The following is a 13,178-nucleotide window of genomic DNA, read 5'->3' as shown; positions in this document are numbered from 1 at the left end:
AGATGTGTATAAGAGGCCGTTGTTGCCCAGCCGCGCCGAAAGGCGAACGGCCCCGTCCGTGACCTCGGAGACCGAGGAGCGCTTTGCGTAGGGCGCCGTCTGGGTGACGTTGGGCTCCTTCTCCACCAGGCCAAGCTCCGCCGGCCCGTCGTACTTGGGCGTGCCCGCGAGCGCCACGCACTGCCCGTCGCGCACGACGAAGCGCAGGGGTATCTCGGCCGCGCTGAGCCCGACCACGTACGGCTCCACGACCTTCTCGATGCGGGCGGGCGCCGCGACGCCCGCCTCCGGGAGGTCCGCCGAGTAGATGGTTCGCTCGTAGTAGCAGGTCTGGCCGGGGACGGGCAGCGCGGTCAGCGGCACGTACCCGCCGTCCGTGCGGGTGAGAAGCGGCGTGTCGCGCGAGAACGCGTAGCGCGAGTTGGTCTGCGCGGCCCAGGCGGAGGCCACGGCGCCCGCCCGGATGCCGCCGTCCGCCTGGGCGAACGCGCTCGCAAAGACGGCGCGCCGCCCGCCCACGTGGCCCACGGGCTCGCCGAGCGCCGCCTCCAGCTCGTCGTCGCCCACGTCCTCCCCGGCCTCGACTCGGTCAAGCAGGGCGTCGACGTCGGGGGTGGGGGAGACCTCGTAGGCCAGGCGCAGCGGTGCCGCGTCGCGCGCTCCGTCGAGCGCCATCGTGGCGGCACCGTCCTCGCCCACGGTCACGCTCACGCGCCGCGCGGGCACGGCGTCCACGGGCACCGAGAGCAGGACCGTCTGACGGCCGGTGGCGAGGCTCGTCTCCACCATGACCACGAAGTCGTAGAGCGTCACGTCTCCTCCCGTGTACTGGTTGGGGAGGTTGCCTATGTAGTAGTACGTCTCGCAGACGGCGGTGGCGCCGCTGTCCCGCGCGGCCTCGATCCTCTCGCGCACGTCCTCGGGCGCGCGCTCCTGCCAGCGTCCGTCCGCGGCGGCGTCCACCTCGGCCTGCGTGGCAAAGGCGAAGGGCTCTCCGCCCATCGGGACCATCTCGTGCGCGTCGTTCACATACCACGAGGCGCGGTTGGAGAAGGCCCCGGGCCCGGCATAGGCGAACTGTCCGTCCTGCAGCGCGTCGTAGAAGAGGTCGTATACGGCATCGCCGAGGTCGTAGCGCGCGTTCATGGCCTCCACGAGGTAGCCGAACTCGTGCGTTGCCTCCACGTGGCCGGGGTCCTCGAGACTGATCTTCACGGCCTGGGCCGCCAGCTCTCCGTCGAGCAGCTTGTCCCCGTAGACGATGCCGCTCACGCGCGTGACCTCCATGCCGGCCCCCACCTCGTCGGACACGGTGACGCGGCTGCCGCCGGGGCGGTCTTCGCCGGGGCCGCCCGATGCCGGCGCGGTGTAGACCACGCCGAGCGAGCGGTCCACCACGGTGCCAAAGGCCCACGAGAGCGCGCTCGCGCTGCGGGCGGAGAGGTAGTCGTCGACGGGCGTGACCTCGTAGCCGTCCGCCTCCGAGAGCAGGCCCGGCGCGCAGGGGAAGGTGACGTCCTCGGCCACGAGGCCGCGCGTGCCGGAGCCGTAGAGCGACAGCGTGACGTCCTTCTCGCCCGCCGCGGAGGCCTCGGCGAACGCCCGCGCCGCGGCGGAGAGGTTGTCCCGCAGGTCCGTGCCGGCCGCGGCGCCGGTGCCGGGCAGGGGGTGGTGCGCCTGCTCGTGGGCGGTCTCGAGCAGGTAGGCGGCCGTCTCGCTCGTGTCCAGGCCGCAGGTGAAGAACGTGAGGGGGCGCTCGGTGCCCCACGCGGCGCCTATGCGCGCGGCCTCGTTTCGCATCGTGAGCAGCGTGGCGAGAAGCGCGTCCGTGCCGTAGCCGTTCTCGCGGCTTCCCGGCAGCGGGCCCAGAAATCCCGTGGCGTCGCCGGTGTAGACGGGCGGGTTCGTGAAGTCGGCGCTCGCCATCGGCGGGGTCTCGCGGCCCATGAGGCAGAGTACGGGGACGCGGCCCTCTGAGCCGGGGTCGTCCGCGGCGGCGCTCAGCGCGTCTCCCGCCACGTGCGCCGCCAGCTGCAGGTAGGACCCGCTGCCGAGGCGCGCGGAGGCCGTCGCGCCCGCGGCGTCCGTCGTCGTGGCGGTCACGGAGAGCGTGCCGCCGTCGTACGCGACGTAGCGGCCGTTTCCGTCCGGCGCGTAGGTGCCGAGCGGCATGAGCGTCGTGACCCTGGAGTCGTAGCCGATCACGGCCACGCGCGTGGGGATGGCGGCGCCGCCGTTCTCCGCCATGAGGCGCGAGATAGCCTGGTTGAGGGCCTCGGCGAGGTAGGCGGCCTGCGGGCGGCCCCCGTAGGTGACGTCCTCCAGAAGCCGGTTGGTGCTCACCACGAAGACCACGTCGTGCGCGGGCCCTCCCTCCTGGCGGACGGACGTCGCCGCGGACAGCGCGGAGAGCCCCACCAGAAAGCCGCGCCCCTCGTCCTGCAGCGTGGCCGGAAGCCCGGCGTTCGTGGCGTCCGCGCTGCTGCCGAAGACGGACTTGTCGACCCAGATGCTCCCCTCCGCCGAGGTGGAGATGGTCGTCCCGCCGCCGATGTACGCCTCCCAGCCGTCCGCCGTGCTCGGGTCGACGAGCTTCTCGACCCCCGCCGCCGCGGCGCGCCCCGGCGCAAGGGCGGACAGGACCACCATCAGGGCAAGCGCGATGAGGGGGACAAGGCGAGGGCGGGGGTACGCGGTGGCGCGTGGCATGGCATCCTGCTTCCGACGGCGCGGCCTGGACACGTCACCACGATAGGCGCGACGCAACGTCATGACGCAAGGGCGGATGCGCCCCCACGCCCATATGCCCCGACCTGCTACACTGGGACCGCAATTGCATACCGAGGGCACGGTTCGAAGAGCTGCTACGCCTAGTAGATGAAAAAAGGATTCCGGTTTGACTCCGGATCAGCACACGGCTGTGTCGAGGAAGGCGACCGCGCGGGTCGTCGGTCCTGCCTTGCCCTCACGACGCCCCCAAGGGGGAGAGAGCGAGGCACCATGTCCCAGTCCAAGAACGCAAGAAGTGCCGAGAAGAACCTGCTCACGAGACTCGCCGCCTGCGCGGCGGCGCTCGTGCTCGCCGTCTCCGTCGCCGCCTGCGGCGGCACGGCCGCGACCTCCGGCACCGACGCCGGCCCCGATGCGTCCCAGGAGCAGCAGGCGACCATCTCCGTCTCGGTCACCATCGACGCGACGGCGGCCGAGGGCGAGTCCACCACCGTCGACGTCGACCTTCCCGAGAACGCCACCGCCTACGACGCGCTCGTCGCCACCGGCGCGGACGTCAACGCCACCGACTCCGACTACGGCATGTACGTCCAGGGCATCGACGGCGTGGCCGCCGGCGACCACGGCGACATGAGCGGCTGGATGTTCGAGGTCAACGGCGAGATGGCCGAGGTCGGCTGCTCCGAGTACCAGCTCGAGGCCGGCGACGCGGTCGTCTGGACCTACGTGACCGAGTTCACCGAGTAGCCCCTTCGATGGCGCGCCCGCGCTCCACAGCCTTCGACGCCTGCCACGCGGCCGTCCCCGCGACGCTCTTCGCGGGGGTGGCCGCGCTCTCGATGCTGGCGGTCCACCCCGTCTTCGTGGCGCTCTCGCTCGCGGGCGCGCTGGCCTTCTCGCTGGTCGCCCGCGGCGCGTCGGCCACGGCGCGCGGGCTCGCCTGGCAGCTGCCGCTGCTCGCGCTCGTGTGCCTGCTCAACCCGTTCTTCTCGGCCTCCGGGTCAACGCTGCTCCTCAAGGTGGGGTCGCGCAGCGTCTACCTGGAGAGCCTTGCGTACGGCGCCACGATGGGCGCCCTCCTGGTCGCGACGGTCCTGTGGTTCGAGGGCGCCGCGGCGGTCCTCACGCAGGACCGCCTGCTCGCGCTCGCGGGCCGGCGCGCCCGCTCGGTGCCGCTCGTGGCGTCGATGGCGTCCCAGCTCGTGCCGCAGATGCTGGGCCGGGCCCGCGCGGTGCGCGCGACCGCCTGCTCCTGCACGGCGGCGGGCCCGCGCCCGCCCCTGCGCGACGAGCTGCTCCGCACGTCGACGATGCTGCTCTCCTGGTCGCTCGAGGACTCCCTCGAGCGGGCTGACGCCATGCGCGCGCGAGGCTGGGAGTCCGGCCGTCCGCGGACGTGCTACCGGCCCGAGCGGTTCCGCGCGCGCGACGCCGCGGCGGTCGCGGGAGCCGCGGTCCTTCTCGCCCTGAGCGCGGCGGGCGCGTGGGCGGCCTGCTCCTCCTGGGAGTTCTACCCCAGGATGTCCGGGCTCTCGCCCTGGTGGTCCTACCTGCCCTTCGCCCTGCTCGCGCTCCTGCCCGCCCTCGCGGAGCTCGCGGCGAGGGGGGCCGGGCGAGGGGAGGCGGGATGAGCGCGCTCGAGCTCCGCGGCGTGACGTTCTCCTACCCCGGTGGCGCGGACGTCCTGCGCGACGCCTCCCTCGAGGTGCCCGAGGGTGCCTTTGCCCTGCTCGTAGGCGCCACGGGGTCGGGAAAGTCCACGCTGCTGCGCCTCGCCAAGCCAGAGATCGCCCCCGCCGGCGAGCTCTCCGGCTCGGTGCGCGCCTTCGGGGAGGACGTGCGCTCGCTGGGGCCGCTCGCCTCCGCGCGTGCCGTGGGCTACGTCTTCCAGAGCCCGGACGCGCAGGTCGTGTGCGACACCGTCTGGCACGAGATGGCCTTCGGCCTGGAGAACCTCGGCGTCCCGGAGCCGGAAATGCGCCGGCGCGTGGCGGAGACCTGCTCGTTCTTTGGCATGGGGCCGTGGTTCCGCGCGCGCACGGCGGAGCTCTCCGGCGGGCAGCGCCAGCTCCTCGCCCTCGCGTCGACGCTCGCCATGCGCCCGCGCCTGCTCCTGCTCGACGAGCCGACGAGCATGCTCGACCCCCTTGCCGAGAAGGACTTCCTCGCGATGCTCTTCCGCGTGAACCGCGAGCTCGGCGTCACCGTGCTGGTGGCCACTCACGCGTCCGAGACGATGCTCGACTACGCGACGTGCGCGTTCGAGCTTGCGGAGGGGCGCGTGCGGGAGGCCCCGCTGGAAGGGCTTCGCCCGGAGCCGTCGTGCGCCACCCCATATCAAATCTGTCCGCGGGTTTTTGGCACTTTCGGGCCGGAATCCGGGGCAAAAAGTGCCAAAAAGACGCGGAGAGATTTGATGCAAGGGGGGCGCGCGGCGGGCGGGCCCTCGGGAGGGCCCCGCGGCGAGAAGGACCTGCTCGTCGTCGACGACCTCTGGTTCCGCTACGCCCGCGACGGGCGGTGGGTCCTGCGTGAGCTGGACCTCGAGCTGGCCGCCGGCGAGGTTCGGGCCGTGGTGGGGGCCAACGGGTGCGGCAAGTCGACGCTGCTCGCGGCTGCGGCGGGGGTCGTGCGCCCCCAGCGCGGGCGGGTGCGCAATGCTGCCGCGACGAGCCAGGCGCTGCTGCCGCAGAGCCCCAAGGCGCTTCTCTCCCGCGAGACGGTGCGCGACGAGCTCATGGAGTGGTCGCGCGCCGGCGGGTATGGCGCGCGGGAGGTGGAGGCGTCCCTCGCGGAGCTCGGCCTCGAGGATGCCGCCGACCGGCATCCCTACGACCTCTCCGGAGGACAGCAGCAGCTGCTCGCGCTTGAGAAGCTGCTGCTCGTGCGCCCGCGCCTGCTGCTGCTCGACGAGCCGACCAAGGGGCTCGACCGCTCGGCGCGCGAGCGGGTGGCCGCCCGCGTGGCCCGGGCGCGCGCCGAGGGCGCCACGGTCCTTCTCGCCACGCATGACATGGCCTTCGTCCGCGCCGTCGCGGACCGCGTCTCTCTCATGTTCGACGGCGGCATCGCCGTGACCGAGCTCACCGGGGACTTCTTCAAGAACTCCTGGCTGTATCGCTAGGTGCGCCGCCGCGCCGCGCCACTGGCGTCAGGTTTGTTTGGCACGCCGACTACGCGTGCCAAACAAACCTGACGCCAGTGGCGCGGCGCCGGCGGACCCGGGGCTAGAACAGAAGGAACGGGTCGCTCTCCACGAGGTCGTCCTCGTCGATGTCCTCGAAGGAGACGTCATCGTGGTCGTCATCGTCGTCGTGGTCGTGCTCATCCTCGTCGTCGCCCCACGCGTAGGCGTTCGCGACGTCGCTCTCCTCGTCCACGACGGGCAGCGCGCTCGTGACGCTGCACAGGCCGTCCATCGCCGGCACGATCTTCTGCCACTGGCAGATCACGGGCTCCGTCGGCGCGGCCTCGAGCTCGGCGAGGGAGTCGAGGTAGATCTCGTGCGCCCCGTCGAGCAGGTCGGAGTTCTTGCGGACCTCGTGGAAGTGCGTGGCGAACTTCTCCATCGCCTCGTCGGCGCTCTCGGCCTCGACGACGCAGGGCATGAGGCAGTAGTTGTCCTTGCTGTCGGAGTCGTCGTTGTAGCTGAAGTTCCCGATGTACAGCATGGTGCCTCCTCGCTCGCGGGCGCCCTCCCGGCGGGTGCCTATGGCACACTGATACCCATGATGGAAGGAAAGCAGACAGCCCCGCCCGCCCACCGGCTCCCTGCGGTCGCCGAGGCGCTCGCCCTCGCGGCCGTTCCCGTGGCGCTCGTCGCCCTTGCCGCGGCGGGGGTGCGCGCGACGGCCGGCCTCACCCTGCTGGTCGCGCTTGCCGCCCTCGCCGTCGCGCTCGCGGGCTTCGAGGCCTCGCGCCCGCCGCTGCGCCAGCTCATGCCCACGGCGGTCCTCGCGGCGCTCGCCGCGGCGGGACGCGTACTCTTTGCCCCGATTCCCGACGTCAAGCCCGTCTCGGCCATCGCCATCGTGGCGGGGGCCGCGCTCGGCCGCAGGAGCGGCTTCGTGGTGGGCGCGCTCGCCGCGCTGCTCTCCAACTTCTTCTTCGGGCAGGGTCCGTGGACGCCCTGGCAGATGTATGCGTGGGGCCTCGTCGGCTACGTCGGCGGCGTCCTCGGCGAGAAGAGCCTGCTCTCGCACGGCGCCGTCCTCTATGGCTGGGGGTTTCTCTCGGGCCTGGTCTTCGGCCTCATCCTGAACGGCTACCACGTGCTCGGCTACGTCCAGCCGCTCACCTGGCCCGCCGTGCTCGCGGCCTGCGCGGCCAGCCTGCCGCTCGACGTCACGCACGGCGTGGCGACGGTCGCGTTTCTCGCCGCGATCTGGCTGCCGTGGGGGAGGGCGATCCGTCGCGTGGTGGCCAAGTACGACCTGTGACGGCCCTGCGTTCTTCTCGCCTGCCGCCGTCCGAACGACTCCGCCGAGCATGCCTCCGCGCACCGAACTGCCGTCATGGCGTGAAGAATCGTGCGCGGAGGCATGCTCGTGCCAACGCGGGCCGCGCCCCTTTACAACTTGCGCCGTCTTCGCTATCGTAGGCACGTTTCATGCCGTGAATCATCGTCGAGGGCCTCGCGCGCGGGGGCAGCCGCCCGCGGGGCAAGAAGGAGATGCACATGTCCGGACACTCTAAGTGGGCAACCACCAAGCACAAGAAGGCCGCCATCGACGCCAAGCGCTCGTCGCTCTTCTCCAAGCTCTCCCGCAACATCACCGTTGCGGCCAAGCTCGGCGGCGACCCCAACCCGGACAACAACGCGACGCTTGCCGCCGCTGTGGCCCGCGCGCGCATGGTCTCCATGCCCAACGCCAAGATCAAGGCTGCCATCGACAAGGCCTTCGGCTCCGGCGCCGACGCCGCCAACTACGCCGAGATCACCTACGAGGGCTACGGCCCCGCCGGCGTTGCCGTCTACGTCGACTGCCTGACCGACAACAAGAACCGCACCGCTGCCGACGTGCGCTCCGCCTTCTCTCACTCCGGAGGCTCGCTCGGCACCTCCGGCTCCGTTGCGTTCCAGTTCGAGCGCAAGGGCTCCATCGCCGTCGAGAAGGTCATCAAGTCCGAGGACAAGAAGGTGGCCGACAAGGAGAACGCCGTCGACGAGGACGAGTTCATGATGGCCGTGGCCGAGGCCGGCGGCGAGGACTACGAGGACGCCGGCGAGGAGTGGATCGTCTGGACCGCCTACGACAAGATGCAGGACGTGGCAAAGGGCCTCGAGGAGCAGGGCATCGAGGTCAAGGGCTCCGAGCTCACCATGGTCCCGACCACCCCGACTCAGGTCTCCGTTGCCGACGCCAAGAAGGTCCAGCGCCTCGTCGACCGTCTCGACGAGCTGGAGGACGTCCAGAACGTCTACCACACCATGGACATGACCGACGAGATCGTCGCCGCCCTCGAGGAGGAGTAGGCGCTCGTCACATACGTACTTGAAGGGCCCGCCCGTCCTTCTCGTCGGCTCAGCTGAGCTTCGCTCAGAAATCGCCGACTGAGAAGGACGGGCGGGCCGTGTCGTATGGGGCGAATGGTCGCCAACCGCAACGAACTGCCAGTTGCGCGGGCGTGTGCAGCTTGAGGGCGTTGCGTTTGTTGGGGTTGTGGCAGCCGCGGCGTGGCGTCAACTGGGCGTTCTTCTTGGCCCGTTGTCGGATTGGGGGTCGTGGCAGCGCAAAAACTGCCATAACCCCCAATCCGACAACGTCTCTCCGGCGAGAATTGCCATAACCCCGTTTCTGACAACGCATAAGGATGCGGGCGCCAAGCCATGCCCTCGCCCGCCAGCCCCGGGGCTACTCCACCGTCCCGTAGTAGCTGCCCCAGCCGTGGCCGGAGAGGATGGAGTTGATCTGGTCGCAGAGGCGGGTGCGCGTGAAGCTGCCGGAGGGGAGGAGCTCGATCACCTCGACGAGGTCGTCGTTGAGGTCGAAGGCGTCCGCGCGCACGAGGATGTCGATCTTCGAGACCGCGGCGCGGGCCGAGACGCCCGGCGCAAAGAGCGCGTCAACCAGTCGCTGCAGCTCGCCGTAGTCCTCCGACCGCACCTCGAACATGGCGCCCTCCCTGTAAGCGTTCCTTTTCGTGGAGAACATGGTAGCAGCCCGAGGGCGTTTTGCATCTATACTCTCACTGGACCCTATGGAGGAGGAACCATGCCCAACGCCTATCAGAACATGACCGACGCCCAGCTCGACGCCGCCATCGCGGAGCTCGAGCGCCAGGCGGACGACCTGCGCGCCCTCAACCTCAAGCTCGACATGGCCCGCGGCAAGCCGAGCCCCGAGCAGACCGCGCTCTCCAAGCCCATGCTCGACCTGCTCACCGCCGACTCCGACCTCACCGACCAGGGCGTCGACGCCGACAACTACGGCGCACCCGACGGTCTGCCCTCCGCGCGCGCCCTCGCCGCGGAGCTCCTCGGCGTGGACGCGGCAAACGTCTCCGTGATGGGCTCCTCGAGCCTCAACATCATGTACGACTGCGTGGAGCACGGCTACGTCCACGGCATCGCCGGCGAGAGGCCCTGGTGCCAGCAGGGCGTGGTCAAGTTCCTCTGCCCGGCTCCCGGCTACGACCGTCACTTCACCGTGACGGAGAGCTTTGGCATCCAGAACGTTCCCGTCCCCATGCGCGAGGACGGCCCGGACATGGACGTGGTCCGCGAGTACGTTGAGAAGGACGCCACGGTCAAGGGCATCTGGTGCGTGCCCAAGTACGCCAACCCCACCGGCGTGACCTACTCCGACGACGTGGTCCGAGCCTTCGCCGCGCTCAAGCCCGCCGCGCCGGACTTCCGCATCTTCTGGGACAACGCCTACGCCGTCCACACCTTTGACGGCGAGGGCGACCAGCTCCTCAACATCTTCGACGCCCTCGCCGAGCAGGATGGCGAGAAGAACCTCGTCTACGAGTTCGCCTCCACCGCCAAGGTGACCTTCCCCAGCTCCGGCATGGCCTGGGTCACGGCGTCTGCGGCCGACATGGCGGAGCTGCGCCGCGCCTTCGCCTCGATGCGCGTCTCCCCGGAGAAGATCTCCCAGCTCGCGCACGTCCGCTTCCTGAAGGACGCCGCGGGCGTCGCCGAGCACATGAAGAAGCACGCCGCGCTCGTGGCGCCGCGCTTCGCACTCGTGGAGGAGAAGCTCGCCTCCGGCCTCGGCGAGCTGGGCTGCGCCACGTGGACGCACCCCAAGGGCGGTTACTTCGTCTCCTTCGAGGGCCCGGAGGGCTCGGCCAAGGCCATCGTCTCGCTCGCCAAGGAGCTCGGTGTCACGCTCACGCCCGCCGGCGCCCCCTGGCCCTACGGCGCCGACCCGCGCGACACCAACATCCGCATCGCGCCCACCTACCCGTCGCTCGACGAGCTCGGCCAGGCGCTCGACGTCTTCGTCGTGGCGGTCAAGCTGGTCTCCGCGCGACTCGCGCGCTCCGAGCGCGGCTAGGTGCCCGGAATTAATCCGCCCTGTGGGACGCCCGTCTGACGTTTTCCCAGTTGGCTCGCGGGCGGCAGCGCCAGAGGGCGGGTTATTTTCGAGGGGTGCCCCGAGAGGCCCGCTTGCGTCCGGGGGCGGGCGGCGCCGTGCCCGGCGGAACTCTTGGCAAAGTTCTGTTATTATCGCCGCGCGTGTGTCGCCTCGCCTCGAGGCGACGCCGCGTGGCCTATGCTAGCAATTTGCGGGCTTGTCGCCCGTGCGGACGAGCAGGGGAAGGGTGTCACGAGAATGGCGGGAAAGACAGTGGCCAAGGCAGGCAAGCAGGAGGGGCCCAAGCGCGCGGCCAAGAAGCGCGAGCGCAAGCCGGGCGAGCTCTCCCGCTTCCAGAAGGTCGTCATCGTCCTCTTCATCATCGTCTTCGCCCTCTCCACGCTGGCAGGCGCGCTCGCCTCGGTCTTCCAGGGCCAGCAGTCCCAGACCGCCGAGCAGAGCCAGGAGGACGTGACCATCGAGTCGCTCGACGAGGACTACCAGACCGTCATCTCCGACCTCGAGGCCAAGGTCGCCGAGAACGCCGAGGACACCGCCTCGCTTCTCGCCCTCGGCCGCTACTACTTCTCGTGGGGCGCGAGCGTGGCCCAGCTCGCCCAGATCGACTCCGAGACCTTGCATGCCAACGAGCTGCTCGGCAAGGCCGTCGAGTACTACGACAAGTACCTCGAGCTCGAGGACTCGGATGCTGCGCGCGTGGACCGCGCCCTGTGCTTCTACTACGAGGGCGACGCCACGACCGCGCTGAACGACCTCGAGGAGATCACTCAGAGCTCCCCGGACTACGCGCCCGCCTGGGCCAACCTCGGCATGCTCTACGAGGTGCGCGGGGACACCGACAGCGCCAAGTCCGCCTACCAGAAGGCGGCCGAGCTCGACCCGAATGACGAGTACAACGCGAAGACCTTCGCCGAGCAGCGCCTCGACGCCATCGCCCAGGCCGAGGCCGATGCCGAGGCGCAGGAGTCGCTCGGCACCGGTGACATCACCTCGACCACCGGCAACATCGGCGACGACCTCTCGAGCGTCACCGGCACGGGACTCTAGCCCGGGCCAGAGAAGGAGAAGACATGAGCCTTTCGATAACCGTCACCAACGACGTCCGCGACGGCGTCGACGAGAGCGTCGTCCTCGTGGACGGCGAGGTGGACGTCTCCAACGCCGACCAGCTGCGCGACGCGATCGACGCGCGGCTCGAGGCGGGGGCGGCGCGGGTCGTCATCGACCTCTCGAACGTTCCGTACATCGACTCCACCGGCATCGGCGTCCTCGTGGGCGCCGCCCATCGCGCGGGCGAGAAGAACGTCCGCCTCGAGGTCGCCCGCCCGCAGAGAAACGTCGCGCGCGTGCTCGGCCTTCTGGGCGTGGGCGCCGACCTCAACATCCGCGAGTCCTAGGCCCGCGGCGGGCCTCAGAGGGGAAAGGAACCAAGCGTGTTAGGCATCGGAGAAGGTGAGCTCCTCCTCATCGTCCTCTTCGCGTTCATGATCTTCGGCCCGGACAAGCTCCCGGGCATGGGCAGGACGCTCGGGCGCGCGCTGCGCCAGTTCAGAAACGCCCAGGAGGGCTTCACCGAGGTCGTTCAGACCAACATCGTGGACCCCGCCGCCGAGGCGATCAGCGACACCCCCAAGAAGCCCAACCGCAACCGCGCGGCCGAGCTCGAGGAGGATGCCGACATCGAGGCCCCCGAGGGCGAGGACGCCCCGGCGCCGCGCCGCGCGGAGACCTTCGCCGAGCGCAAGAAGCGCCTGGCCGCCGAGAAGGCCGCCCGCGAGGAGGCCGAGAAGGCCGCCGCGGCGGCAGCGCCTGTGGCCGACGACGAGGACTCCGACGTCGCCGAGGGCGCGCCGGCGCAGCCGGCGTCCGAAGCCGCGAAGAGCACCGCAGCCCCGACCCCTGCCCCCAGCAAGCCGTCGGCAGCCGACCTCTACGCCATGCACCGTCCTTCTCGCCCCGCGGCGGATGCCGCCGTCAGCGCCGAGGTCCCCCTCGACGCGAGTCGCGAAGCGAGCGACGAGCGTAGCGAGGAGCGTGGAGCGGTCGAGGGAGGGCTCGGCGTCAGCGCTGGCCCTGCCACGACGACTGACGAGAAGGAGGCGTAGAGCGATGCCGATCGGTCCCGCACGCATGCCCATCATGGATCACCTGGGCGAGCTGAGGCGCCGCGTCACGATCATCGTGGTCGCGGTCATCGTCTGCGCGCTCATCGTCTACATGGCCACGCCCACGCTGATCGAGCTCATGATGGGCCAGATCGAGGCTGCCATGCGCGGCCAGGAGCTCGTCGTCATCTCGGTGCTCGGCGGCTTCACCATCCGATTCAAGGTCGCCCTGTTCTTCTCGGTGATCATCTGCTGCCCGATCATCATCTGGGAGGTCATGGCCTTCTTCCTGCCGGCGCTCAAGCCTAAGGAGCGCAAGTGGGTCGTGCCGACCGTCGCCGCCATGGTGGCGCTCTTCTTCCTGGGCATGATCTTCTGCTTCTTCGTCATCCAGCCGGCGGCCTTCGGGTGGCTGCTCGACCAGTCCTTCGAGATCGGCGCCATCATGCCCAACGCGGAGGACTACCTTGACATCTACATGCTGCTGGAGATCGGCTTCGGCATCGCGTTCCAGCTGCCGCTGGTGATCTTCTACCTCTCCGTCTTCCACCTCGTGCCGTACAAGACGTTCCGCGCCCAGTGGCGCTACGTCTACGTGGGGCTCATGGTGCTCTCCGCCGTGGTCACCCCGGATGCCTCGCCCATGACCATGATTCTCATGTTCGCCGCCCTCATCGGCCTCTACGAGGTCGCGCTGGCCGTGGCGCGCGTCATCATCGTGGCGCGCGACGGCAAGGAGGCCCTCAAGTGGTCGCGCGAGGACTACGAGCAGCACGCCTTTGACAAGCAGTAAGGA

The 13,178-nt window shown here is 70.2% G+C and carries 13 protein-coding genes; 10 read left to right on the top strand and 3 right to left on the bottom strand.

Annotated elements, in window-relative coordinates:
• On the bottom strand, positions 1-2,709 hold a 2,709-nt coding region (locus E0L17_RS05405), incomplete at its 3' end, for a hypothetical protein (RefSeq protein ID WP_167930228.1).
• A gap of 291 nt (positions 2,710-3,000) precedes the next feature.
• On the opposite strand from E0L17_RS05405, the gene E0L17_RS05400 reads away from it, so the two are divergent.
• Genes E0L17_RS05400 through E0L17_RS05390 form a run of 3 tightly spaced genes read left to right on the top strand, consistent with a single transcriptional unit; the run spans position 3,001 to position 5,854 of the window.
• On the top strand, positions 3,001-3,477 hold the full coding sequence (locus E0L17_RS05400; RefSeq protein WP_167930227.1) for a DUF4430 domain-containing protein: 477 nt from the start codon (positions 3,001-3,003) through the stop codon (positions 3,475-3,477).
• Positions 3,478-3,485: 8 nt separating this feature from the next.
• A complete protein-coding gene (locus tag E0L17_RS05395; RefSeq protein ID WP_167930226.1) occupies positions 3,486-4,361 on the top strand; it encodes an energy-coupling factor transporter transmembrane component T family protein in 876 nt (291 codons plus the stop codon).
• A complete protein-coding gene (locus E0L17_RS05390) occupies positions 4,358-5,854 on the top strand; it encodes an ABC transporter ATP-binding protein (RefSeq protein WP_167930225.1) in 1,497 nt (498 codons plus the stop codon). The genes E0L17_RS05395 and E0L17_RS05390 overlap by 4 nt, the downstream gene beginning before the upstream one ends.
• 103 nt (positions 5,855-5,957) lie before the next feature.
• On the opposite strand, the gene E0L17_RS05385 is transcribed toward E0L17_RS05390, so the two are convergent.
• Positions 5,958-6,401 (bottom strand): hypothetical protein, encoded by a 444-nt coding sequence (locus E0L17_RS05385; protein WP_167930224.1) that lies wholly within the window; start codon positions 6,399-6,401, stop codon positions 5,958-5,960.
• Between the two features lie 57 nt (positions 6,402-6,458).
• On the opposite strand from E0L17_RS05385, the gene E0L17_RS05380 reads away from it, so the two are divergent.
• Positions 6,459-7,169, top strand: a complete 711-nt coding sequence (locus tag E0L17_RS05380) for an ECF transporter S component (protein ID WP_286163306.1) — start codon at positions 6,459-6,461, stop codon at positions 7,167-7,169.
• A 239-nt stretch (positions 7,170-7,408) separates the two neighbouring features.
• Complete coding sequence (locus E0L17_RS05375; RefSeq protein WP_075279697.1) at positions 7,409-8,206, top strand: YebC/PmpR family DNA-binding transcriptional regulator; 798 nt, start codon at positions 7,409-7,411, stop codon at positions 8,204-8,206.
• A gap of 379 nt (positions 8,207-8,585) precedes the next feature.
• Here E0L17_RS05375 and E0L17_RS05370 read toward each other — a convergent pair whose 3' ends face one another.
• Positions 8,586-8,846, bottom strand: coding sequence for a hypothetical protein (locus E0L17_RS05370; RefSeq protein WP_075279698.1), 261 nt, complete (start codon positions 8,844-8,846; stop codon positions 8,586-8,588).
• 99 nt (positions 8,847-8,945) lie between these two features.
• Between E0L17_RS05370 and E0L17_RS05365 the strand changes: the two genes are divergently transcribed.
• The 5 genes from E0L17_RS05365 (at position 8,946) to tatC (ending at position 13,175) form a co-directional block, all read left to right on the top strand.
• Positions 8,946-10,235: an aspartate aminotransferase type Ic gene (locus tag E0L17_RS05365; protein WP_167930223.1), complete on the top strand. Its 1,290-nt coding sequence runs from the start codon at positions 8,946-8,948 to the stop codon at positions 10,233-10,235.
• 279 nt (positions 10,236-10,514) lie between these two features.
• Positions 10,515-11,324 (top strand): tetratricopeptide repeat protein, encoded by an 810-nt coding sequence (locus E0L17_RS05360; protein ID WP_167930222.1) that lies wholly within the window; start codon positions 10,515-10,517, stop codon positions 11,322-11,324.
• 23 nt (positions 11,325-11,347) lie between these two features.
• Positions 11,348-11,674: an STAS domain-containing protein gene (locus tag E0L17_RS05355; RefSeq protein WP_167930221.1), complete on the top strand. Its 327-nt coding sequence runs from the start codon at positions 11,348-11,350 to the stop codon at positions 11,672-11,674.
• Positions 11,675-11,710: 36 nt separating this feature from the next.
• Positions 11,711-12,382 carry a twin-arginine translocase TatA/TatE family subunit gene (locus tag E0L17_RS05350; protein ID WP_167930220.1) on the top strand — a complete coding sequence of 224 codons (672 nt, stop codon included), beginning with the start codon at positions 11,711-11,713 and terminating at the stop codon, positions 12,380-12,382.
• A 4-nt stretch (positions 12,383-12,386) separates the two neighbouring features.
• Entirely contained in the window at positions 12,387-13,175 is a 789-nt protein-coding gene (tatC, locus tag E0L17_RS05345) for a twin-arginine translocase subunit TatC (RefSeq protein ID WP_167930219.1), read from the top strand.
• Positions 13,176-13,178: the final 3 nt, after the last annotated feature.

Source organism: Olsenella sp. SW781 (assembly GCF_012027725.1).
GTDB lineage: Bacteria > Actinomycetota > Coriobacteriia > Coriobacteriales > Atopobiaceae > Thermophilibacter.
Note: the sequence above shows the minus strand (reverse complement) of the source record. Positions and strands in the feature narration are given on the sequence as shown.